Consider the following 24,504-nt stretch of genomic DNA (forward strand, 5'->3'; position numbering starts at 1 on the left):
GGGGAAGGCCATCGCTGACGTTGCTTCGGAGTCCGGTTTTTACGATCAGAGCCATTTCACGAGAGCTTTTGCCGGGTGCGTGGGGACAACGCCTCTTCGGTATGCAAAAGCGGCGTCATCTTAAACAAACCGCAATTTTATACAATACCGCCTCGCGCGGACGTTGATAGAATCATGAAGATCCCAATGTTGCGAGGTGTTTAACTTGAACGATTCTTTATCTGAACGGGCTTTTGCCGACGCTCTGAAGTCAGTTGCCCGTAACCTTCAGCTCAAACAATACGTCCGGCAATCCGCCGAATGGTATCCGGTCCTGCTGCGTGCAGCGGAGCGTTTTGTCGCGGGAGACGTGCTGGAACGAGGTTTGTTCTGCCGGGATGCACTGGATGCCCGAGGTTATCGGGCTTCGCTGGAATATATCGGTGAGAATACCCTGAACGAAGCCGAATGCACACAGGCTTTCCAGGAGTTCTCCCGGTTAATCGAAGCCTGTTCGAAAGGCCGGCCGGGCACCCGTATTTCGCTCGACCTGTCCCATATCGGATTATCGGTAGACGGGGATTTGGCTTACCGGCATCTTGAAGGGCTTGCCAGCCAAGCGGAGGTGGCCGATTTGGAGCTGGTCATCAGTATGGAGGAGTCCGCCAAAACGGATGCCATACTTGCGCTGCATCGCAAAATATCGGCCCGGTTCGCGAATGTCGGCATCACGCTGCAAGCCCAGCTGCCCCGAACCCTGGAAGATCTCGAACAAGTTCTTACCTACGGTTCCGGCACGATCCGCATCGTAAAGGGCGCCTATCAGGAACAAGAGGGACGCTATATTCCTCGTTCCGAGACGCTTACCTCTAGGTACATTCAAATGGTGGATTTATGCGTTCAGGCAGGCAGGCCGGTATCGGTCGCCACTCATGATGAACCTATCCTGCGGCATATGACCCGCAACGAAGTGTATCGCGGCGCAGCCGTCGAAATTGAAATGCTGTATGGCATACGAACGGACCTTGCCAAGCAACTGAAGGACGACGGCTTCCCCGTCCGAGTCTACCTGACATACGGCGAGGAGTGGTTCCTGTACTTGTGCCACCGAATCGCCGAGCACCCGCCGAATATCTATGATGCGGTGACCCGGTCGATCGCAGGCGGCACCGAGCCCATCACCCAATATTGATCAACAATTAATAAGGGAAGAAACAGCGAATAGGCGCTGTTTCTTCCCTTATTTATGATCTGGTACTAAAAAATATTTTCGGAATGCCGATGTAATAGGTGAAACTTTATTCTGGACGAATGCGTCATATTGTAGAGGAAAATAATAACAAAGCGAATTCAGGAGGTTGAGTGTGTGAAAAGAATATGGACTGCCTTGCTAGCAGCTATACTGTTAATCCCCATGACATTCCAATCGCAGGCCCAGGCGGCAGTGAACATCAGCGTCTTGATTGACGGCGTCAAGCTGTATACGCCTCAAGCGCCTGTCATGATCCAGGGGCGCGTCATGCTTCCGATGCGATCCATCTTCGAAGCCTTGGACGCATCGGTCAAATGGAATCAAAAAACGAAAACCGTCACGGCGGTCAAGGATGGCACGACCGTCATCCTAAAAATCAACTCCAAGACGGCCACCATCAATAGCAAGACGGTGGCGCTGGATGTACCGGCGAAGAACTTAAAAGGCAACACCATGGTGCCGGTCCGCTTCGTAAGCGAAGCCCTCGGCCAAAAAATCGGCTGGAATTCCAAAACGAAAACCGTAACCGTCACCACGACGAACAATTCCGGCGGAAACAATACCGGGATCGCACCGGTGAATTACGTAACCCTTCGGGATATCGGCAATGCCGGAGACGGCCGCGATTTGCAGGTCAGCTTCTCCAAATCGTCGACCGAACCTTTAATCTCGCATTACCGCGTCATGATTGTGAAGCAGTCCAAGACGTTAAACCAAACCGAGGCACAGCGCGTATCCTCCGCTGCTTACACATCGGTATATCCGACCGGCTCGGATCCGATGCTGACCCTTACATCCGGTTCAAAGGATGTGGACGGTGACCTTATCCGCGATAATCAAGCTTATAAGGCTTATGTATTGGCAGTCAGCAAAACAGGCGGCGCATATGCCCTTTCCTCGGCTTCCCCGTCGTTGACGCTGACCAACACCAATTCGGTGAACGGCGCAACCAACGTGAAAGCGAGCGATGTGAGCGACTACGGCGATGGCCGTGATCTTCAGGTCAGCTTCACGCGCGCCCAAAACGAGAGCAATGTAAGCAACTACCGAGTATTTGTCGTAAAAACGAAGGATGCAGCTAACTTCAATCTGGCGGCAGCCAAGTCTGTATCCAGCCAAAATTACTCAACGGTAAGCAAAACTAGCACGACGAACACAACGCTGTCCACGACGCTGAGCTCTTCCGCCCGCGATACTTCAGGCGAGCTCATTCGCAGCGGAGTCGCTTACACCGTATTCGTTCAGTCTGTCAGCAGCAACGAGAGCGTGCTTGCAAGCAACCTCTCGTCCGGTTCGGCCAGCATCACCCTCAGCACGGGGAATACAACGGTTCCTTTCATCACGCAGGTAACGGATATCGGCGATGCCGGTGATGGCCGCGATCTGCGCGTAAGCTTCAACAAGGTGTCCAACGAATCCAGCATTCATTCTTATCGCGTGTTTGTCGTAAAGGACAGCAGTTATAGCAGCTTCAACCTAAGCAGAGCCAACACGGCTTCCAGCTACAACTACTATACCCATGTCAATAAAACCGGCAATAACATCACGAACCTGACGCTGTCATCGGGCGCCAGAGACGTGGATGGAGCAACGATTCGCAACGGCGTGTACTATCGCGTATTCGTCATGGCGGTGGACAACAATAACGCTAATAACAACGTGCTGTCCGCTCCATCAAGCTCCATCATCTTGAGTTCCAGCTACAATGTGGGCGCGGTTACCAGCCTGTCCGTCACCGACGTGAACAACTACAATGACGGTCGCGACCTGCAGGTGTCATTCTATCGCCCGTCCGATCAATCGAATATTAGCCATTACCAGGTATTTGTTGTCAAATCATCGAATAGTTATTTTGATCTGTACAGGGCAAACAATTTAAGCAGCTATTATTATACGCAAATCAGCAAGAACAACAGCAGCAGCAACTACATGTCGCAAGTGCTGAATTCAGGCAGCCGCGATATTGACGGAGAACTGATTCGCAATGGCGTCAGCTATCGCGTTTATGTCCTGTCCGTAGGATATTCGACCAGTAACAATGCATTATCTGACTATGCTTCCATTACGCTTGGGAACGCCAATCAGAACGTTAACCCTGTTTCCACGCCGTCCCTGACGCTAAACGGCAATAACGGAAACGGAAGCGACCTGAAAGTCACCTTCGGTCCTGCTTATGGCGAAAGCTACATCGACCATTACCGGGTTATTGTCGTAAAGTCAAACAAAAGCCTGAACGTGTCGCAAGCTTACAGCAACGGGTATTACACGTTGGTTAACAAAACCGGCGGTACCATCACTCGGGATTTGGCTAACACGACCAAGGATAGCGATGGAGACCTCATTCAAAGAGGTCAAAGCTACCGCGTGTATGTCTTGTCTGTAGGCAACAGCTATTCGAATTACAGCAACGCGCTTTCGGCGGTCTCTAATGCGGTTACGATTCAAGGCGTGACCCAGGTAGCGGCAGTAACGAACGTTACAGCAGCGGATGTGAGCGACTTTAATAACGCAAGCGACTTGAAAGTATCATTCACCAATCCAGCAAATGAAGCCAATATCAAAGAATACCGAATCATGGTCGTAAAGCAAGCCAACGCCGGCAGCTTTACTGTAGCTCAAGCTAACAAAGTAGGTAATGACAACTATGATAGTGTAACGGTTGGCACCAATTTCAATAAGGTTCTGCGAGCTGAAACAAGAGACGTCGAAGGTCAGCCGATTCGCAATTCGGTGGATTACCAAGTGTTCGTACTGTCCGTAAGCAACAATGGTTCCATAAGCAATGCCCTGTCGGCACCATCGGCGACAATCAAGCTTACGGGTACGGCCGTCACGGTTCCTTCGGACGTATATGCCGGGATTGAAAGCACCAACGGGAATGCCAGTGATATTGTCGTTAGATTCACTCCAGCTTCCAATGCAGGCACCATCGCAGAATACAGAATTATGGTGGTACCATCTGATCAAGGATTTGGATTGGATGATGCCAATAGAATAACCAATGGAAATTTGTACACTTCAGTTGCACCAACAAACAGCAAGGTAGAGACAACTCTGTCTGCTAGAATAAAAGATGTAAACGGTGAGGATGTTAAATCCGGATATAAATACAAAGTATTTATTCTTGTCGTAGCCGATGGTACAGTTTCAACCACAAATGCTATGTCTAAATCGTCGAAAGAATTCGAAATCCCGAACCCGCTCCAAACCACGGCCGTCACAGCCAAACTGGATGCAAACGGGAAGCTTCAAGTCGATTTCAAGAGGGCGATCGATGAGCGAGGCATTACGGCTTACCGCCTGTTGTTTGTAGAGGAAGACAACATCAAGACCTTTACTCTTAAAGCAGCAACGGACGCCGCTGCCAAAGAAGATAAGAATGCAACAATAAAACCGGATGGCAAAGATGTCTCGACCCTCATCGATATCCCTGCCAAGGATGCCCTGGGTAAAGACATTAAAGACAATGCGAAGTACGCCGTTTATGTCCTGTCCGTGCAATCCCAGGATAAGAAACTTGCTTCGAGCGCACAATCCGCAACGCCTTTATCCGAAGCGTCCAAAACGCTTGTTGTATTAAAGAAAACGCCTTAATCCAAGGTGCATCAGAATAAGCCTTAACATGTAGAGCTGTACCTCATCACTAAGACGATGAGGTACGGCTCTTTTTTATCCGCTTCTTCCATCAAGCCCCCATTTTCAAAACACCTTGCATCTCATAACTAATTTTCACATGATTTTAAGATGAATTATCCGGGTACTTCCTCATGGAAAAATATGATAATTTAAAAACAGAAAACGCTTTCAAAAATATTATTTGGAGGTGAATCCTGACCTTAAAAGCCAATGTTGCAGCTAGGTCCTCAACAAACGGATAACGGTTATTGAATGGATCTAGTGAAAATACCGCTTCACAACTTCAAAACAAAGGAGATGCTAATGATAAACCTCAATAAGAAATCCATCTGTTCCTTGGCTCTCATCGTTTCTCTGGTCATCTCATTGTTCCCTGCTTACGCATCCGCAGCGAAACACGAACATCCAAGGCATCCAAAGAAAAATCTCCAAGCCTACGTCAATGATATGCAGCCCGGCTGGAACCTGGGCAATTCGCTGGATGCCGTGGGAGCTGACGAAACGGCATGGGGAAATCCGCGCATCACCAAAGCGCTGATCGACCAAATCGCGGCACAGGGATATAAGAGCATCCGCATTCCGGTAACCTGGAGCCATCACATCGGCAGTGCACCGAGTTATGCCATCGACGCCTCTTACATGGACCGGGTCGAGGAGGTTGTCGATTGGGCACTGGACGCCGATCTGTACGTCATGATCAATGTCCATCACGATTCGTGGCTGTGGATCAGCCATATGGAGAACAACCGCAACGAGGTCGTTGCCAAGTACAACGCCGTATGGACTCAAGTTGCCCAACGCTTCCGTACCCATTCGAACAAGCTGATGTTTGAAAGCGTCAATGAACCCCGCTTCTCGGATGGCGGGACCACCGACGAGTCCAAAGCCTTTCAGATGCTGGATGAGCTTCAAACGTCGTTCCATCGGATCGTCCGCGGATCTGGAGCACGCAATGCAACCCGGCCGCTTGTGCTCTCTACCCTTGAGGCATCCCCGACTCAAGCTAGAATGAACGAGCTGTACAACACCATGACCAAGCTGAATGATGCCAATCTCATCGCCACCGTCCATTATTATGGGTTTTGGCCGTTCAGCGTGAACATCGCGGGGTATACCCGTTTTGAGACGGATACCCGAAACGATATCGATCAGACGTTCAACCATGTATATGACACTTTTATCGCCAGAGGGATTCCCGTTATCCTTGGCGAATACGGGCTGCTTGGCTTCGATCAAAGCACAGGGGTCATTGAGCAGGGCGAGAAACTGAAGTTCTTCGAATACCTAACCTATTATCTCAAACAGAAGAACATTACCCATATGTTATGGGACAACGGCCAGCACTTTAAGCGAACCGCCTTTACCTGGTCCGATCCGGAGCTGTACAACATCATGAAGGCAGGTTGGAGCGTACGTTCTTCCACGGCTGATACCGATCTGATTTTTGTGAAAAAAGGAGCGGCTGTCCAGGATCAAAGCATCCCATTGAACTTGAACGGCAACGCACTGACCGAAATCCGCTCAAACGGACAACGGTTAGTCGCCGGGCAGGATTATACGCTGAACGGAAATACGATTACGTTTACATCCAGCCTGCTGTCCAGGCTGACCTCATCCGGGCAATTCGGAGTGAATGCCGTACTGACGGTCAAGTTCAATCGAGGCGCGGACTGGAACTTCAGGGTTGTCTATCATGATACGCCTGTGCTGCGCAGCACGCAGGGAACCACCGACTCGTTCAGCATTCCCGCGACGTTCAATGGGGATCAGCTGGCCACGATGGAGGCTGTTTACGCATCGGGAGGCAATGCAGGGCCGCAGGACTGGACCTCCTTTAAGGAATTTGAATACACGTTTTCCCCATCCTACGCGAGCCATGAAATCAAGCTTAAACCTGTCTTTTTTAACGAGGTCAGAGACGGAGAAGTCATCCTCAAGTTTCATTTCTGGAGCGGCGAGGTCATTACCTACAACCTAACGAAGAACGGCAGCAGCGTGACCGGCAGCACCTCCTAGGTTATGCTGCATGGGAATAACAAAAGCTCAAGTGAAATCACTTGAGCTTTTGTGTATTTAGGCCTGCGCAATATTTCGTTCAGCCAGAAACTGATCGATAATGGCCGAGATGACATTCAAGCTGACAGGCTTGCTGACATACTCATCCATGCCCATTCCTAAATATTTCTCCCGATCCCCCTTGATCGCATGGGCCGTCACGGCGACGATATAAGGTTGATGATCGGGCGGGGCCGATTCCTTAATGAGCTGGACCGCTTCCATGCCATCCATGAAAGGCATCTGTATATCCATGAACACCATATCATACGGATATCGCTTAAAGGCCTCTACCGCCTCGAGCCCATTAAGAACGGTAGTCGAATTGTACCCCAGCTTCTCAATCATCTTCTTGAGGACTAATTGGTTGACCTCATTATCCTCAGCAATCAAAATTTTCAGATCGCTGCCGTCGGAGTGATTCTCGTGAACCGTCCCGGCCTCCGGCATGTTGCCCGCGTTTGCACTAAACGAAAAATCGACCGTAAACGTAAAGACGGACCCCTGCTGATTCGGATTTCGCTCATACCAGATATCCCCGCCCATCAACTGAACGAGTTTTTTGCATATGGCCAGTCCGAGTCCCGTCCCTTCCACCTGCCGTGTCATATAATGATCCACCTGATAGAAGGGTTCGAACAGCTGCGCAATCTTCTCGCTTGGCACCCCTATGCCCGTATCCGTAACGGAGAATTGTATGAGCTCCGAGTTAGCTTGGTCCCTGACACACTGAACGGAGATCGAAACGGCACCGTTCGGCGTAAATTTAATGGCATTGCTGAGCAGGTTCATTAATACCTGCCGCAGCTTCGTCACATCCCCATAGACTTGATTCGGCACGTCGGACGCTACAGAGGTGGTCACCTCAATATTTTTGTCCAGCGCCTTCGGAAGAATCATATTCAATGTCTCGGACAGGGCCGTTCTTAGGCTGAATGTTTCCTCCACCAGCTCCGTTCTGCCCGATTCGATCTTCGAGAAATCCAAAATATCATTTATGATGTTCAGCAGGGTTGTCCCGCTCTTCTTGATGATCTGCACGTACTCCTGCTGCTCCTCATCCAGCTCGGTTTCCAGTATCAAATCCGTCATTCCGATTACGCCGTTCATCGGCGTACGGATCTCATGGCTCATCATCGCCAGAAACTCGCTTTTGGCTTTATTCGTCTTCTCGGCTGCTTCCTTCTCGATGATAAGCCTTTTCTGCTCCGTCATATCCTTGGCTATAATGTAGAAGCCCACATTTTTGCCATGAATGACAATGGGAGCAAGCGTCGCGAGCACTTCAACCTGATGCCCGTCCTTGTGATGGATGCAGTTAATCCCCTTCTCGGCGGCAACATAATCGGCCGCAGAAGAAAGCACTCGGGCGAGATTGCGTTCGCCGATCAAATTCGAGATTTTGGTTCCGATTAACTCCGGAATCTTAAAACCCGTCAGCTGCTCCGCCATCTGGTTCCCGTTAATAATCCTGCCTTCCAGATTGAAGGAAATAATCGCATCATGGTTATACTTCTTCAGCGAGGTGTATCGCTCAATACTCTCCTGGAGCTTCTGCTCGGCTACCTTGCTGTCGGTAATATCAACAATTTGCGAAATGAAGAACAAGGGAGTTTGATCCTGATCGTCGCGAACGAGAGAAACATGTATCGACGCCCAGATGACATTGCCATCCCTATGTACGAATTGTTTCTCCACCGAAATGGTTGAGGACGCTTCATCCAGAGATTGTAACAGCTTGTCTTTATTGTTAATGCATTCAGAGTAAATATAATCGGTTGCCGGCTGTGCCATCAATTCTTCGTCCGTGTAGCCAAACATCTTGCACGCCGCAGGATTTACGCTGATCCAGCTTCCTTCTATCGTAACCAGGGCAATGCCAATTGGAGCACTTTTATAGACATGTTCAAACAGAGCCTGATGGCCGAAAATGTTGATATCACTCATACTCTGCACCTCCTGATACCGCTTATTATACATCAGCGTCTTCAAAATAGGAGTTTTTTCAGAGTAATTTTATATTGCTAATCATTAGTAGAGTCATCGGTATACCTTATGATAGTCGTAATCCCTTGTTAGCTGAAATTACTTCCGCATTACCAAGCGATTCTTTGCCGTTCACGAAAAAAATTCCCGCTGGGTCCATCATCCTCCATCATCGCCAGCCATACCGCCGTATCGGCCCCTTCGGCAACGGTTAACGGAGCGTCTGCTCCTCCCATATCGGTCTGAACCCGGCCCGGGCACACCGCATTCACCTTTATTCCGGTATTGGCTACATCCTGCGAGACGAGGCAGGTTAACGCGTTCAGCATCGTTTTGGAGATGCGGTATGCCGCGGATGAGCCTTGTAAACCATAACCGCCCTGCATGATTTCGAAGGCTCCAAGACCCGAAGAGATGTTTACGATACGCCCGTATTGATGCTGCTTCATCAAAGGTATTGCAGCCTGCGTCATTCGCAGAGCCCCGAAAAAATTCGTCTCCAGCGTTGCGCGCAAGACCGACTCCTCTACATCGATCACAGAAACGCCTCGATCCAAAATCACCCCGGCATTGTTCACCAGCACGTCAAGGCGCCCATAGTCAGACTGTATTCGATTCATCATTCCTGCCACATCGCGGACCTCATGGACATCCGCTACATGCAGTTTCACACGGAGCCCCTCGGCAAGCAGTTCCAGGACTGCCAGCCTTCCATTCTCTTCGTCACGGGATGTAATCAGCACCTGAAGCCCTTTGGCAGCGAGCTGTCTGGCTATCTCTTTTCCAATCCCGCGGTTGCCTCCCGTCACAACGGCCATTCGCTGTACCTCTTCCCCTTTAGCCTTGTTCACGACGCCCGTCCCCCTTATGCAAAATAGCTTCCCATGTCGCAATGCTCTTCTCCAAATGGAGTTCCGCCTGTTTCAGCATCTCCATCTGCAGCTGGATGTCATCCAGCTTCCGCCTTCCCACCTCAATGGCATTAGGAAGACATTCGATTTTGATCTGCTCATCGAACGCGCATTGAAAAAAACTCATAATTTCCTTCACCGTCAATCCCAGGCTAAAATACATCTGAATCAAGCGGACCCGCTCGATATCCGTTGCCCTGTATTCGCGATAGCCATTATCCAGACGCTCCGGACACAGCAGCTCCTTCTCCTCGTAATAACGCAAGGAACGAAGACTTACGCCCGTTTTTCGTGACAATTCACTAATATGCACGCCAAGCAGCTCCTTTTTCATCGGTTATCCGCATTTTAAAGCATCACATCATGTGAGGGTCAATCCGTCATTTTACAAGGCTATCCCGGGAGCCCGACACCCCTACACTCAAATCATCCCGAACAGCATCAAACCGATCGCATTGATCGCAAAATTGGCAAACATATGCACCATCCAGGACGCATAAATATTGCCGTTTCGCTCATTCAGCCAGTTAAACAACAGTCCCGCCACAACCAGTCCCGCGATTAACAAGAGGAACAGTCCTACCGAGAACCAGCTGGACATCATCGCAACATGATACACGGCAAAAGCCCCGGCACTGAATACATATGCAAACCTGCGCCCAACCTGCTCCTTCAGCGTGAAAAAAGCAAATCCCCGGAAAAAGAACTCTTCCAGCAATGAATTCACGATGGATATGTAAAGGGAGACCAATACGAAATTGCCTGCATTGACACCCATATTATCCTCCAGTGCCCCTGTCACCTTGGTAAAGTCGAATAAAGGCCCCAGCCCAAAATAGGCGCCGAGTATGAAGGCGAATACGCCGAGTCCCAGCAGCAGGGAGGTTAGGAGACCCCTTCTCTCGAAAGCGAACAGCCTGCGAAACGGAACCCCGCCGGCGATGATGGCGTAGCCAATCGGCAGTGTCAGAAAGAGGATGATTTTGATGGCGGATTTGACGGCGTAATCCGGACGGATCACCGCGTCGACCAAGCTCATGGCTAGACAGCTAAATACGATGATGGCCATAAGAGAAACGATTTTCCTTCTTGATCTCATTGAAAGTATCTCCTTTAAACAGGTTAGATCCATACATCTTCCATATATTAGAGTTCGATACGCCGGGCGTAATGCCCTCTACTCCAAAAGAAAACGCCCCTGACATCACCATATCAGAGGCGTTTTCGCTATTCATTCATTTTATGATACATAACGGCCCAGCGCCGCTTGGTATACACTCTTCGGCCGGAGCCCTATCAGTTTATCTGCCGGTTCTCCGTTATGAAACACAATCACCGTCGGCATGGACATGATGCCGAATTGGGCAGCAAGCTCGGGGGATTCGTCACAATCCACCTGATAGATGTCCAGGCGACCCGCCTCCTCCCGGCTCAGCTCTTCCAGAATGGGAAGCAGCACTTTACAGGGCGGACACCATGCGGCTCCGAATTCAACAAGCGTGACCCCGTTCTGGTTGATCGAGCTTTGAAAGCTCCCTGCGTCTAATCGTGGTAAACTCATTTGCATTCCTCCGCTTCCTCCGATTTCCGTTCATCCAGAATCGATTGCATGCGTTCCTCCAGATTCATCTTGATATGATTCAGCTGGTGAATCTGCGCTTCGATCTCTGCGATTTTTTTGACGAAAAATCGGGAACACCTCCGCGCAAAACGCCTCTTTGTTTTTCAGGACGCAATGCAAGAAACCGGCGATCTGCTCGGTGGTCAATCCAAGGTTTAGATATAACTGGATGGTACGCACCTGCTCTTCCGCAAGCATCGAATATTCCCGATAACCGTTCTCGTTTCGGACCGGCGTCAGCAATCCTTGCTGCTCGTAGTACCGCAGCGAACGAATGCTGACGCCGGTACGGGCCGCGAGTTCTCCGATTTTCATGCTTTCACACCTCCTGGACAAACGATTCGATTTCATTGTAAACCCTGACACTAGTGTCAGGGTCAAGAGGATTTCGCGATTTTTTTCAAAAAGCGAAGATTAGTAGCGCAGGCTCACGCTCCCAAAGTCACTTTCTTTTCTTGGACTTGCTTCCAGCGCCCTTGCGAAGCTTCGGCCAGCGATTCGCAGGCACATGCTGGAGCATCGTATGAAAGACGGTCCCCCACTGCTCTTCGTTCAGCCGACCGATGGGGAGCTCTCGGTCCACTCTCAGCACTTTAACGAGCTTCGCCATCTGGGGAGGCGTAAACACGCCCGATAGAGCCGCAAATAACGGCAGCCGGGCATCCCGCAGACCATAGGCGGCCAGCGCCGTAAACTTGGGCTGACTCGATGCGGCAATGAGCGGCTTCTTCCTCCGGTGAATGGTCAGAATGGCTGAATCCACTTGGGGAGGCGGCGCAAAATGATGGGGCGAAACGGTCCGCACGAGCCGAATGTCGTATTGCATCCTCCAGCTGAGAATTCGCGGATCTTGAATGGGAACGGCCGTAAAACGTTTGGATGCCCCCATCTCCACAAGCAGTGCGGCCCGCTGCAGAGGGAGGCCGGGGCACTCCAAAAGCTTCCCCATGATCGGCGTGGTGATCGAATACGGAATATTGGCCACGACGGCAAATGGATTTCTCGGCAGCGGGATTTCCAGAAAATCCGACTGCTTGACGCGAATGTTGCTGCTATCCTTCATCTTGCCCAGCAGTTTATCCACAAATGCCGGATCCGTCTCGATCGCAAGCACGTGTCCTGCTTTCTCTGCAAGAGGAAGGGTTAACGCCCCTGTACCCGCGCCGATATCAAGAACGGTATCGGTGGAGCGAATCTGGGCCAAGTCGATCATATCATGAATCAGCCTTTTGCTGATTAACAGATGCTGCGCGGAAAAGTTGGACGGTTTCTTCAGCTTTTCACGATGTTTTTTATGATATTTGGACACAAAAAAGCACCTCATTCATTCGTATAGTAATGAAAAAGGCACAGCACAAATAATCCTTCGCATTTTTACATGAAAATGGATGGATGTAGATGTTCTGTACCCTCATTAACGAATACGTATGAATGCGATGCAGCACATGTCAGGACAATCCTCCCTTAGATGGAACGGATAAAATAACACTGACAGTATAACATAGCTCCCCCCGCTGGCTCACGGGTACATTCTGTTAAAAGGATTTTTTACCGCCGGTACATGCAGTACATATGGTATGTTGAGGAGGATAGCTAGCATAACCCGTGTTCGAATCCTGCGAACACCTCGCATCCGGCATACCAGAAGGAGTAAAACGATATGAGTATCTATTTCACGAATGAATCAAATGAAACCAATAGCGTGGACAAACATTACGTAAGAAACCAAATGATTGCGTATAATCTGAAGCATTTCCCTGACGAATTAAAAGGCCGTTACCAGGAAATCAACTTGTTGTTAAGGAAGGAGGACGGTCAGATTTTGGGCGGGGTCGTTGGGGAAATATGCTGGAACTGGCTGGAGATCCACTATTTGTTCGTGGATGAACCCTTCCGTCAATCGGGGTACGGTGCCAAACTGTTAAACAAGGCCGAAAACATCGCAAAGGAAAAGCAATGCGACTTCGTTAAATTGGATACGCTGAGCTTTCAAGCCTTGGATTTTTACCTCAGGCAGGGTTACGAAGTGTATGGCAAAATCGAGAACGCCGGGCGGCATACCCACTACTATATGAAGAAAAATCTATAAGATAAACGAAGGCAGCAAGGCTGCCTTCCCCTCCCGAGCACTTTGCCTACCTCTTCTTCTTCGCTTTGCTTTCTGCCTTCTCCAGGTTTTGCTGAACCCGATATTGGACGATTCGGCGTATCAGTTCATAAGGCAGCGGCTGATCGATCGGAAATTGCAAGGTTCCCTTGGACGTATGATATTCCTTCAGCTCATCCTGGAACGCCTCGATCCCGCTGGGCGCGGGGTAAAAGCCGATATGTTTCTTGAATGCCGCAAAATGCACGAGGTTCCCGTGGAGGTCGAAGGTTGGCATCTGGTAGCTGATTTTTTCCTTGGCATGCGAGGCTGATTCCTGTATCACACGCCTTAATGTCTGCAGAATTCCCTGGACCTCCGGTGCACAGCTCGAAATGTATTCGTCGATCGACCCGTATACGATTTTGTCATTCATCAGATATAACAGCCCTTTCGCAGGTTAATACGTTTCATAAACGAGATCCCCGTTCATTTCAAGCTTGTCATTAAACAGGACGTATATGTATAGTTGTCCCGCCGGCGTATCGCCTGCATCATACCCTAGCCGAAACGTGCCGTCCTTGTCGAAGGCAAGCTCGGATAGAACCAACTCGTTCACGTCTTCGTCGGGATGCATCCCGGCAATCAGATCCAGCGCTCGATCATTCAGCTCCCCAAAATTCGCCCAGGCATTCCGGATGACCGGGGACAGCCGGTTCATATCCGCTTCGGCAGAGGCCTCCGTGCTGACGGAGAGCTCCGTCTCCTTCCATTGAAGCCTGGCCCCGTAAAAAGACAGCGAGACATCGTATTCGAAGGTCCCAACGCCCTTAACGGTATGGTCCGGCTCCATGATGAGATTGTTGGAATGGTTCAGCCGCTCCAGCTTGGGATTACGATGCGTATCCAGTTTGGAGATTTTGTTCTCCGAGCAATAGAGCTCCGTTAATAGCACATTGCGAGTGAGATCCAATTCGGTGATGTGATTATTGAAGCATCTCAAGCTTTGCAGCGAAGGATTTCCGGTTACGTCCAGCTTCGTCAGATGATTGTGGTTGCAGCGGATTTCGATCAAGTCCGGACATTCCTCCAGGTGTAAGCTCATTAAATAATTGTTTGCGCAGTGGAGATAGGTTAGCCGGGGGTTCTGATGCAGCTCCAAAGCAAACAGGGAGTTGTAGCTGCAATCCAGCTCCGTTAAATCCACGTTCTGCTCGAGCCGCAGCTCGGATAGAATATTCCAGTAACAGACCAGCTTCGTCAGCATGGCGTTGTGACTGACATCCAAATTTCGAATTCGGTTAAACCCGCAATTCAGCGTTTTCAAGTTGCTATTCTTGCTGAGATCTAGCTCCGTCAGGCTATTGGACGAACAATCCAGTTCTTCAAGCGACGTGAAATGCTCGATCCCCTTTAGACTTGAGTATCCATGATTTGAAAGCTGCAGCGATATAATATGTTCTACATCGCCCGCCTGAATCCGTTCACGGTTCCCGCAATAGGTTTCGAGCACATAAGCTTTGAATCGTTCATCTATGAAATCCTGGGTTATATCCATCGTGTCCTCCTTAGGGCAAGCTCCTGATCAATTCGCGCTTAACCGGGATTCCGTTGTCCGACTTCCCGCAATTCCATTATAGGGTTCCGCCTTGAAAAAGGTCAGGGGTCTTTCTACCTACTTCCCAGGGGAATTATGGAAGAAATTGACGGGTAAAGAGCTTTCCTCTGCCAGCGCGGATTCCGATCAAGGGCTTTAACGAAAAAAAACGGCAATGGCTTCCCGATATTCGGGAAGCCATTGCCGGCAGCAGAAGCTAGATAGCCTCCGGTTGTTCCGACTGGACTTTCGGCGTTACCACCGATACAAGCAGCTCGTTGGCCGAAGAAATCGGCACGACACCATCGGGCAGCTTGAGATCCCCGACATGCAGCGAATTCCCGATCTCTAGTCTGCTGATTTCAACGGGAATCGTGGCAGGAATTTGGTCCGGAAAGGACTCGATCTCAATGAACGTGCTTTGGATTTGGACGACTCCTCCCGATTTGGCTCCTTTTGCGGTGCCGATGTAATCGAGATTCACTCTCGTCCGCACAACTTCATTTATATTGATACGTAAAAAGTCGACATGAATGTATTCACGAGTTACCGGATCACGCTGAACGGACTCCAGCAAAACCGGAATCGGCTCCCGATCTTCAAAATGAAGCTCAAGGATTCCTCCTTTGCCGTTCCGTGCCCATTTGCCGAACTCTTTGGCGGACAGTTGAATCATCATATTGTTTTCCCCTGTGCCAAATACAACCGCCGGAATTCGTCCCGAAAGACGAAGCTGCTTCAGTCCGGTTTTGTTCATCGCAGCGCGCGTTTCTGCTCGTAAATGTACTCTCATCTCAACAACACTCCTCAGATTATCGTTATTTGGGTGCACTCTCCATCGATCGTCCATGATGAACTACGGATTTCTCCCCCCGTAGCGGGGAAATCAGGAGCACCATTGCATCACCTCCAGATAGACATTTAATGTAAAAACCTTTTATATATGCGAGAAGGCACCTCGTTCCAGGGGAACGAAATGCCTAATTACTTGCTACCATATCATAGAAAGGGGGCGTTGTCGACCAAAGCAAAAATGGAAACTCGCTTACATGAAGCCATCATATGGCTTCTATGATTTCAGCTTCATCAATAAGACTGCCTCCACATGGCTGGTTTGCGGGAACATATCGACCGGCTGCGCCCATTCAAGCTCGTAGCCGCCGTCCAGAAGCACCTTGCAGTCTTTGGCTAAGGTCGAAGGGTTGCAGGATACGTATACAAACCGCTTCGGCTTGGTGCGGAGCACCGTTTCCAGGAAGCGTGGGTCCAGGCCAGTGCGCGGCGGGTCGGCAATGATGACGTCCGGCTTCATGCCCTCCTTGACCCAGCGTGGCAGCAGCTCTTCGGCTTGGCCGACGTGGAAGCTGGCGTTAGCCCTTCCGTTCCGCTGCGCATTCGCCTTGGCGTCCTCGACGGCTTCGGGTATCGTCTCGATTCCGCGCACCTCCTTGGCATACGGCGCAAGCCACAGACCGATCGTGCCAGTGCCGCAGTAGGCGTCGATGACGGTTTCCTTCCCGGTCAGCCCCGCTGCCGCCCGGACCGACTCGTACAGCTTGACCGTCTGCTGCGGATTCAGCTGGAAGAACGCTCTCGGCGACAGCGAGAATTGCAGGTCGCTCAGCGATTCCTGCATGCTCTCGGCGCCCCATAGCGAGATTGTCCGGTCTCCGAAGATGAGCGAGGTTTTCTTCGGATTGATATTGAGTGAAATTCCGCTTACCTCCGGAATGGTAAGGCGCAGCATACGAACGAGATCGTCCTGCCTTGGCAGCTTGCTTCCAGCCGTGATCAGCGTCACCTGCACTTCCCCGGATTGGAAGCCGTGACGGACTACGATCGTCCGCACGCCATCCTTGGCACCATTCTCCTTATAAAGCGGAATCCGCAATTCCTCGAGTACGGATTTGACCTTCTCCACCGTTTCATTGACCTTCGGATGCTGAATCGGGCAGCCGCTGATATCCACAATCGTATGGCTGTCCGCTTCATAGAGCCCTGCGATCACTTCATGGCCCCTCCGTTTCAGCTGCAGCTGCGCTTTGTTCCGGTAGTCCCATGGATGCTCCATCCCGAGAATCGGCTTAAACTTGACATCGTCCAATCCCGCGTACCGGCTGAACGCCTCGCGCACGATATCCGTCTTCGCCTGCAGCTGTCCCTCATAGGAAATATGCTGAATTTGGCATCCGCCGCAGATGCCGAATACCGGGCAAGGAGGCTCTATCCGGTGAGGCGACCGCTTCTCCACTTCCAGCAGCTGGGCCTTGATAAATTTAGGCTGAACCTCCCTCACCTCGGCTTTGACCACTTCATTCGTGATCGCTCCATCGATAAACACCGCCTTGCGGCGGTAGTAACCCACTCCCTCGCCGTTAATGCCGAGGCGTTTGATCGTAACGACTATCACGTCCCCGGCCTGCAGCTCATCCGCATGCTCGCGTCCGGATGACGGCTTCGGTCCGCGTACCTCTTGCTTATATTGATCCGCTCGTCTCCCCTTCGCATGCGGGGATGCCGACGACGAATTGCTGTTCTTCATACGGTCACGTTGAAAGGTCGGCTTTGCCCCTGCTTGGTTCGCTGCAGTCCGCTCGCCCTGCTTCTTCCCGTATGCCGCTGATTTGCTGTTGTTGGTTCCTTTTCCGGAACGCCGTTGTTCACTCATGCCTTAATTGCTCCATCCTTAATGGTATCGTGTCCAATATACCATGACGGTCCCGCGAATGCGAACGAGCCATGTACTTTTTTCCGGTGTTATACGGGGATTCTTTCGCTTCATTGGCACCAACATCTTTACTCCGCAAAAAACCGCAAAAAATATTTTTTCGATATGGAAACCAGAGACGATCCTCCAGCGTATAATTCCATTATCATACATTCTCTTATGGAGGTATCTTTTATGTCGTTTTTTAACAAAATGCTAGCCAGTGTAGGAATTGGAGCCGCCCAGATCGATACGCACCTCGAAAAATCCTCCTATTATCCGGGTGAGGAAGTACGCGGAATCATTCACATTAAGGGAGGAAACGTAGAGCAGACGGTCGACCGCATCTATTTGAAACTGATGACGGAATATACCAGGGAAAGCGACGACAAGAAATACATAGAATCCTATACCATTGCAAAAGTCAACGTCTCAAGCCGCCTCACGTTGAAGCCTGGCGATCAGCAGGAAATTCCGTTCGCCTTTCCTTTGCCGCTGGAAACGCCGCTCACCATTTCGCGGCAGCCGGTATGGATCCACACCGGACTCGATATCGATAATGCCATCGATCCGAAGGACCGCGATTTCATCGACGTCGAACCGAACGAGGACGCATCCATTGTCTTCGACGCCGTCGAAGCGCTTGGCTTCAGCTTCAAAATAGCAACATGCGAATATCATCCGCGGCTCGGCCAGGGTGTTCCATTCGTGCAGGAAATTGAATTTTATCCCGGCTCCTCCTATGCCGGTCATATCAAAGAGCTTGAATTGATTCTCTATCCGGAGCAGGAGGGGATTTCCATCCTGGTCGAAGTCGACCGTAGAGGCAGAGGCGTTTCAGGCTGGCTCCAGCGTTCGCTCGATATGGATGAACAGCACTCCTGGGTAACCCTCGACAAGCAGGATCTGGCCCAAGGACCATCCCACGTGGCCCAAATTCTGGACCGTGTCATCCGCAGATCGATCTAATGAAAAATGGCCCGCAAGGCAGGTCGCTTCCCAGGCGACTCTCCCAGCGGGCCATTATTTTTGAATGATGAATGTATATCGATCCCTTAGATGAAATAATGCGGATACTTCTCTCGCAAAATATCCTGCTCCACAACGACGAGGCGCAGATGACGCTCCATCACGTTCATGGCTTGCTCCGCCTGCCGATTGACGATCAGCTGATACATTTCTTTATGCTGCGAGATGATATTCTCCCAGTTGAAGTCCTTGGACAGGCGAAGCAGCCGCAGACGATTGAAATGGATGTTCAATTGCTGCAGCATCTTCCAGGTCCGTTCTTTGCCCGTCCCCTCAAACAGAATTTGGTGGAATTCCTCGTCCAGCTCAAACAGCTTATAGAAGTTATGGTTGCCCGCGCACACGTCCTGCAGCGCAATATTGGTTTCCAGGCGGAAGCGGAACTCTTCGGGAAAAGAACCGCAGGCGAGCGCCACGATTTCCTTCTCGATCTTCTCCCTGATAAATCGGCCTTCCTCAACATGCCGAAGATTAATACGGGATACGATCGTCCCGCTTTGCGGAATGATGTCCAGCAGCTCTTCCTCCGCAAGCTTCATGAACGCTTCCCGGACCGGTGTCCGGCTGACGTTCAATTCATCCGCAATTTCTTTTTCCGAGATTTTCGTACCCGGCTCCAGCTCCAGATGAAATATCCGATCCTTCAATAGCTGATAAGAATACTCTCTGGTAGAGCCTTTAATCTTTTGCTCTGTTGACATATATCGCTACCTCTTTCTTAAATGCTCTATGTTCTCTTTGCTTAAAGTTGCCCTTCCCTCTATATTACCCGAATCAAAGGCCCGGACGGTATATAATGTATAGGAATCGCCGGAAAAAACTCCCGCAGCCTATCGGCCACGCAGGCCATGCCGGGCTCCTCGCTAGCAGCATGGCCAAGCAGAAGCAGGGACGGGCCCCTGCCCTGCGCCGCCGCATCGCCCATGTATTCAGGCGTCTCCCATTCAGGGCCTTCCCCTACGATGAGAAGATCCAGCGACTCCTTCAGGCAGAGGGGAATGGCATGCGCGCCGCCGCCGCGATAGCCCACGGTTATGCCGATTCTGAAGCATGTGCTGCTTCGATTACCGACATAACGAAGGTAAGGAAGATTCAGCTTTCTTTTTACAAACTCCGCAATATCCGGCAGGCTCATCTCTTCCGGCAGCGTGACAATGGCCGCTGCCGGAAGATGCTTATCGACATAAGCCTCCCAATCCAGCGCCTGAACCAGTCCTTGCGTCATGATATCGGGAACGTATCGGTGAGGCGCATCATGGAACCGGTAAATCGTCAACTCTCCGGACTCCATCAAGCGGAGTTTATCCTGAAAGACAGGACTCGCCTCCACCCCCTCATATCCCTCCTCCTGATGGCTGTAAAACGCCCCTTCATGGGTAATGACAAGGTTGGCCCCAACTTCGACCGCTCTCTGCAGAACCGAATACGATGCCGCAAACGTGACGGCAATGCCGTGGACCACCGCTTCGGCGCTTCCCGCCGTAACCCTGTCCACCATGGATTCAAGAAATCCTGCGGGCTCTGTTAAGCGGTTGACGATGTCTTGAACGGTGACTCGCAATCTGGAATGCCCTCCTTTGGAACAACGCAAACGGCCGAACCGAAAAACAGGCTGCCCTTCCATCAAGAAACGGCAGCCTGTCGATCCGTCGGTTATTGTTGCTCTTTATATTTTTTATACGTTTTATTCGCAATCTCCAGGTATTGCCCCACGCCCTGGCTATCCAGCTCTTGCACGAACTTGTCGTACTCGGCGAGATCGCGGTCGCCCAGAATGAACTTCAGCGTGTTCTGATCCGTGTAGTCCTTCAGCGGCGTGCTCAAGAGCGTCACTCGCTCGCGCTCTTCTACCGAGTATGGAATCGGAGGCTCCGGCTTCACCACCGTTTTTGTTTCGCTCATGCTCTTCTGGAACTGCTGCTCTTCCTCGCTGAACATGGATTGCAGCAGCTCGGTCGTGCCTCCGTATGCAAACACGCCGCCCGAGAAGCCGTGCTCGATCCGCAGATCCTTCGTGCCCTTTGGATTCAGTCCGTTGTAGTTGATGTCGTCCATCAGCTTGCGTACGCCGCCTTCCTTCGTATACGTTACGCCTTCGACGCCCCACTTCGCGAATTCCTGTCCTTCGTCGCTGTAATAGAGCCAGTCGATAAACTGCAGAATGGCTTTGAAATGCTCGCTCTCCTTCACTTTGGATGAGATCATGACCCCGTTCTCGAGTCGGCTGCCGGACATCAGCTGGCCGGCCGGTCCGCCGGGAACCGTGATTTTGCTGATGGCATACTTGCCTTCGCCCAGCGTTTTGTCCATATCGTTGCGGTGCTGGACCACGGTCTGGGAGTTGCCGTTGATGATGAAGGATTTGCCGGTCACGAATTTTTGCACGGCCTGATCGTCATCCTGGGTAAAGCTCTCTTTGTCCAGCAGTCCTTCGTCCACCAGCTTGTGGAAGTAGGTCAGCATTTCCTTGTATTCGTCCGTAGCCGCCGTGTATACAAACTCATCCTGCTCTTCCCTATATGTCAGCCCGCTGCCGTAGCCCCATCCGCCTTTGGTGCCGAAGCCGGTAGCGGCGATATTCAGCGTACTGTTGAATTTAAAGCGGTCGGAGAATGGCGTAACGTCCGGATATTCCTCCTTCAGCTGCTTCATGGCCGTATACAGCTCATCCCAGGTGGCAGGAATCGCGATGTTATGCTTCTCGAAAATATCCGTGCGCACGATCAGGGTGTAGTCCGGCCACACCGCTTCATGGAGGCCAGGAAGCACATAATACTTTTTGTCCTCCTGGCGAAGCCCTTCCAGCTCGCTGTCCATGTCCCACTTCTCGATCTTGTCCTTGAAGTTCGGCATCAGGTCAATATAATCGCTGATCGGCAGAATCGCGCCGGAAGCCACGAACGCGGATTCCTCCCCCGGGTATGTCTTCGGAATGACCAGCGGCGCGTCGCCGGAGCTGATCAGCAGACTGCGCTTTTGGCTGTAATCGCTCATCGGCACGATTGTCGGCTTCAAGGTCACGTTTGTCATTTCTTTTAGTTTAGCAAAAAGCATCCAATCCTGCTTATAAGGATACGCCGGCTGGTCGCTGTAGAGGATGGACAGCTCAAACGGCTCCGTCGCCTTGAACGTTTCGCCTACGGCGTAGGTTTCCATGGCACCCTTATCCTGAATTTCAGCCTCTTTGCCGCCTGTTTTGTCGGTACACGCCGCCAATATCACAATGATTAATGACAGCAATAAAGCTTTGCCTGCAAACGATCGACGACTCTTTTTCATTTTCCCATTCCCCCCATGATATCAATAAATTGTCCTTACGGATGGTCCTATTGCTTGACGGAGCCCAGCATGATGCCGGTCACGAAATATCGCTGAACAAACGGGTAAATCGTCAATATTGGCAAAATGGTCAGCACCATGGTCACCGATTTGATGTTGGCGGAGATCTGAGTCAGGTTATCGGCCGAGGTGGCGCCAGCGGAAGTAACGCCCGTCGCGCCCGCAATCATGTTCCGCAGATAGATCGTGACCGGGAAGAGCTCCTTCTGGTCCAGATACAGGAAGGCCGGAAACCAGGAGTTCCAGTGCCCGACGGCATAGAAGAGAACCATGGTCGCGATGACCGCTTTGCTTAAGGGCAGCACGATTCGGAACAGCATGCCGTACGTGTTCAGTCCGTCAATGGCCGCGGCTTCCTCCAGTTCCTCCGGCATATTTTCAAAAAAGGACTTCATGATGAGCATGTTATAGATGCTGATGGCTCCCGGGATCACGATGGCCCAGATGGAGTTGCTGAAGCCCAGGCTGTTAATGAGCACATAGTTCGGGATCAGCCCCCCGTTGAAGAACATCGTGAACACGGCAAACATCGTCAGGAACTTACGGCCGACCAGCCTTTTTTTGGACAGGGCGTAAGCAAAAATCGTTGTTAAAAACATGGATATGGCGGTGCCGACCACGCTGTAAACGATCGTGTTTTTGTAATTCGTCCAGAACATGGCGTCTTTGGTCACGGTTTTGTAGGTATCGAGATTGAAGCCCCTCGGAATCAGATTCACCTTCCCAGAGTTGATGTACGACTCGCCGCTGAAGGATTGAGCGACCACGTTCAGGAAGGGGTACAGCGTGATGAAGACAACGAACAGCAGAATGATGGCATTGCACACTTTGAACACCTTATAGGATCTTGACTCCTTCATATGCGCTCCCTCCTCACCATAAGCTTCGATCCGTCAGTCTTCGCGAGATCGCATTCACGGAGAAGACCAATATAAGCCCGATCACGGACTCGAACAGCCCGATCGCCGTCGCGTAACTGAAGTTGTTCGATACGAGACCGACCCGGTACAGGTATGTCGATATCACGTCCGCCGTTTCATAAATGACCGGATTGTAGAGCAGCAATATTTTCTCGAACCCTACCGCTAAGAATGCCCCCATGTTCAGGATCAGCAGCGTCACAATCGTTGGCAGGATGCCCGGAATCGTAACAAACAGCGTTTGCTTCCAGCGGTTGGCCCCGTCGATCCTCGCCGCCTCGTACAGGGATTCGTCTATTGTCGTTAAGGCGGCCAGATACAGGATCGCGCCCCAGCCCATGCCCTGCCAGATTTCAGACGAGATATAGATCGCCCGAAACCACTCGGCCCGCTGCATGAAATTGATTCGTTCCCCATTAAAGAACTCCATAAGCGAGTTAATGGAGCCGTTGACCGACGTCAATTGCAGAATCATCCCGGCAACGATGACGATGGACAGAAAATGCGGGAGATACGAAGCCGTCTGGACGAATTTCTTGAACCGCTTGCTCTTCACCTCATTTAGCAGCAGCGCGAAGATAATGGGTACCGGGAACGTAAAGAGCAGGGACAGCGCACCGAGCAGCAGGGTGTTCTTGAACACGTTCCAGAACGCCGGGTCATGGATAAACATGTTGAAATAGTGCAGTCCTACCCACTTTTCCCCGTAGATGCTGCCCCCCGGCATAAACCGCCTGAAGGCAATCACGTTGCCGATCATCGGTCCGTATTTAAAAATGAGCAGATACATAATCGGTAGAACCAATAAAGAATACAGCTGCCAATCCTTCCGGATCAACGCAGCGATGGTTTTAAGCTTGGCTGGCTTCTTAGCCGCTTTCGCGGCAGGCAAGGAATGATTTGCAACTTTGGGCTCCATTACGTTCTTCACTCCAATCCGTAGGGCCTTTCCTCATACGTCTTCATTCATGGACTAAGCCCATGTTTCATCATCCATCTCCATTCAACCTTCAATGAGAAATCGTATTCCGTTTGCTGCTATTCAGCGTTCAGCAGGATGTCCGCCACCCTTTTATTCAGCCCCTCCCATAATTAAGCGCTTACATGTTTAGTTTGAAAAATAGACTCCCTCATCTTGAGCGTTAGATTCAAAAGATTCCGCTGCTGCTTTTACTTATGTAGAGAGTCGATATTTTGTATACTAGTATAACTAGTATGGTAGTTGGTTTTATTGTAATGGACGTTTTCTTCAATTTCAATACATTTTTTCCTCGTGCATACAATCCCGATCCCAAGCCTGAAAAAAAAGCCGTGAGCGCATTCAGGCCATGGCCTGCTGCGTCACGGTTTTAAGAATCCCTTTCTGCTTAGGTATTCATCATGCAT

General features: G+C 50.8%; 21 protein-coding genes and 1 pseudogene. 6 read left to right on the top strand and 16 right to left on the bottom strand.

Annotated elements, in window-relative coordinates:
* Positions 1–10 precede the first annotated feature (10 nt).
* From HMPREF9412_RS32315 to HMPREF9412_RS28480, 4 genes are all read left to right on the top strand, one after another.
* Positions 11–124: a helix-turn-helix domain-containing protein gene (locus HMPREF9412_RS32315; RefSeq protein ID WP_254664128.1), complete on the top strand. Its 114-nt coding sequence runs from the start codon at positions 11–13 to the stop codon at positions 122–124.
* Positions 125–196: 72 nt separating this feature from the next.
* On the top strand, positions 197–1,171 hold the full coding sequence (locus HMPREF9412_RS28470) for a proline dehydrogenase family protein (protein ID WP_254664126.1): 975 nt from the start codon (positions 197–199) through the stop codon (positions 1,169–1,171).
* Between the two features lie 174 nt (positions 1,172–1,345).
* Positions 1,346–4,825, top strand: a complete 3,480-nt coding sequence (locus HMPREF9412_RS28475) for a copper amine oxidase N-terminal domain-containing protein (RefSeq protein ID WP_009595352.1) — start codon at positions 1,346–1,348, stop codon at positions 4,823–4,825.
* Between the two features lie 345 nt (positions 4,826–5,170).
* Positions 5,171–6,883 (top strand): cellulase family glycosylhydrolase, encoded by a 1,713-nt coding sequence (locus HMPREF9412_RS28480; RefSeq protein ID WP_009595361.1) that lies wholly within the window; start codon positions 5,171–5,173, stop codon positions 6,881–6,883.
* Between the two features lie 57 nt (positions 6,884–6,940).
* Here the strand turns inward: HMPREF9412_RS28480 and HMPREF9412_RS28485 are convergent, their stop codons facing one another.
* The 7 genes and pseudogenes from HMPREF9412_RS28485 to erm all read right to left on the bottom strand — a co-directional run bounded on the left by HMPREF9412_RS28485 (position 6,941) and on the right by erm (position 12,749).
* The gene (locus tag HMPREF9412_RS28485; protein WP_009595367.1) at positions 6,941–8,869 is read right to left on the bottom strand and encodes a PAS domain S-box protein; all 1,929 of its coding nucleotides are present in this window, start codon (positions 8,867–8,869) and stop codon (positions 6,941–6,943) included.
* 149 nt (positions 8,870–9,018) lie between these two features.
* On the bottom strand, positions 9,019–9,759 hold the full coding sequence (locus tag HMPREF9412_RS28490; RefSeq protein WP_009595381.1) for an SDR family oxidoreductase: 741 nt from the start codon (positions 9,757–9,759) through the stop codon (positions 9,019–9,021).
* Positions 9,746–10,153 (bottom strand): MerR family transcriptional regulator, encoded by a 408-nt coding sequence (locus HMPREF9412_RS28495; RefSeq protein ID WP_009595358.1) that lies wholly within the window; start codon positions 10,151–10,153, stop codon positions 9,746–9,748. Before HMPREF9412_RS28495 ends, HMPREF9412_RS28490 begins: the two co-directional genes overlap by 14 nt.
* Before the next feature lie 87 nt (positions 10,154–10,240).
* Positions 10,241–10,918: a CPBP family intramembrane glutamic endopeptidase gene (locus tag HMPREF9412_RS28500; protein WP_009595377.1), complete on the bottom strand. Its 678-nt coding sequence runs from the start codon at positions 10,916–10,918 to the stop codon at positions 10,241–10,243.
* A 141-nt stretch (positions 10,919–11,059) separates the two neighbouring features.
* Positions 11,060–11,380: a thioredoxin family protein gene (locus HMPREF9412_RS28505; RefSeq protein ID WP_009595391.1), complete on the bottom strand. Its 321-nt coding sequence runs from the start codon at positions 11,378–11,380 to the stop codon at positions 11,060–11,062.
* Positions 11,377–11,755: pseudogene (locus HMPREF9412_RS28510) on the bottom strand (MerR family transcriptional regulator). Before HMPREF9412_RS28510 ends, HMPREF9412_RS28505 begins: the two are co-directional and overlap by 4 nt.
* A 127-nt stretch (positions 11,756–11,882) precedes the next feature.
* A complete protein-coding gene (erm, locus tag HMPREF9412_RS28515; RefSeq protein WP_009595350.1) occupies positions 11,883–12,749 on the bottom strand; it encodes a 23S ribosomal RNA methyltransferase Erm in 867 nt (288 codons plus the stop codon).
* Positions 12,750–13,100: 351 nt separating this feature from the next.
* Between erm and HMPREF9412_RS28520 the strand changes: the two genes are divergently transcribed.
* Complete coding sequence (locus tag HMPREF9412_RS28520; protein WP_009595348.1) at positions 13,101–13,529, top strand: GNAT family N-acetyltransferase; 429 nt, start codon at positions 13,101–13,103, stop codon at positions 13,527–13,529.
* Between the two features lie 46 nt (positions 13,530–13,575).
* Here the strand turns inward: HMPREF9412_RS28520 and HMPREF9412_RS28525 are convergent, their stop codons facing one another.
* The 4 genes from HMPREF9412_RS28525 to rlmD all read right to left on the bottom strand — a co-directional run bounded on the left by HMPREF9412_RS28525 (position 13,576) and on the right by rlmD (position 17,791).
* Complete coding sequence (locus tag HMPREF9412_RS28525) at positions 13,576–13,962, bottom strand: iron chaperone (RefSeq protein ID WP_009595364.1); 387 nt, start codon at positions 13,960–13,962, stop codon at positions 13,576–13,578.
* Positions 13,963–13,986: 24 nt separating this feature from the next.
* Complete coding sequence (locus HMPREF9412_RS28530; RefSeq protein ID WP_009595390.1) at positions 13,987–15,084, bottom strand: leucine-rich repeat domain-containing protein; 1,098 nt, start codon at positions 15,082–15,084, stop codon at positions 13,987–13,989.
* 256 nt (positions 15,085–15,340) lie between these two features.
* Complete coding sequence (locus HMPREF9412_RS28535; protein WP_009595356.1) at positions 15,341–15,916, bottom strand: 50S ribosomal protein L25; 576 nt, start codon at positions 15,914–15,916, stop codon at positions 15,341–15,343.
* Positions 15,917–16,192: 276 nt separating this feature from the next.
* On the bottom strand, positions 16,193–17,791 hold the full coding sequence (gene rlmD, locus HMPREF9412_RS28540; RefSeq protein ID WP_009595379.1) for a 23S rRNA (uracil(1939)-C(5))-methyltransferase RlmD: 1,599 nt from the start codon (positions 17,789–17,791) through the stop codon (positions 16,193–16,195).
* 234 nt (positions 17,792–18,025) lie between these two features.
* Here rlmD and HMPREF9412_RS28545 point away from each other — a divergent pair, with 234 nt between their 5' ends.
* Entirely contained in the window at positions 18,026–18,799 is a 774-nt protein-coding gene (locus HMPREF9412_RS28545; RefSeq protein WP_009595388.1) for a sporulation protein, read from the top strand.
* Between the two features lie 86 nt (positions 18,800–18,885).
* Here HMPREF9412_RS28545 and HMPREF9412_RS28550 read toward each other — a convergent pair whose 3' ends face one another.
* The 5 genes from HMPREF9412_RS28550 to HMPREF9412_RS28570 form a co-directional block, all read right to left on the bottom strand.
* On the bottom strand, positions 18,886–19,560 hold the full coding sequence (locus HMPREF9412_RS28550) for a GntR family transcriptional regulator (protein WP_009595351.1): 675 nt from the start codon (positions 19,558–19,560) through the stop codon (positions 18,886–18,888).
* 59 nt (positions 19,561–19,619) lie between these two features.
* Positions 19,620–20,420: a Nif3-like dinuclear metal center hexameric protein gene (locus HMPREF9412_RS28555; RefSeq protein WP_009595378.1), complete on the bottom strand. Its 801-nt coding sequence runs from the start codon at positions 20,418–20,420 to the stop codon at positions 19,620–19,622.
* Positions 20,421–20,512: 92 nt separating this feature from the next.
* Positions 20,513–22,138, bottom strand: a complete 1,626-nt coding sequence (locus HMPREF9412_RS28560; protein WP_009595347.1) for an ABC transporter substrate-binding protein — start codon at positions 22,136–22,138, stop codon at positions 20,513–20,515.
* 47 nt (positions 22,139–22,185) lie between these two features.
* Complete coding sequence (locus HMPREF9412_RS28565; protein ID WP_009595383.1) at positions 22,186–23,058, bottom strand: carbohydrate ABC transporter permease; 873 nt, start codon at positions 23,056–23,058, stop codon at positions 22,186–22,188.
* A 13-nt stretch (positions 23,059–23,071) separates the two neighbouring features.
* Positions 23,072–24,037: an ABC transporter permease gene (locus tag HMPREF9412_RS28570; RefSeq protein WP_009595363.1), complete on the bottom strand. Its 966-nt coding sequence runs from the start codon at positions 24,035–24,037 to the stop codon at positions 23,072–23,074.
* Positions 24,038–24,504 lie beyond the last annotated feature (467 nt).

It is taken from the genome of Paenibacillus sp. HGF5, assembly GCF_000204455.1.
Lineage (GTDB): Bacteria > Bacillota > Bacilli > Paenibacillales > Paenibacillaceae > Paenibacillus_AQ > Paenibacillus_AQ lautus_A.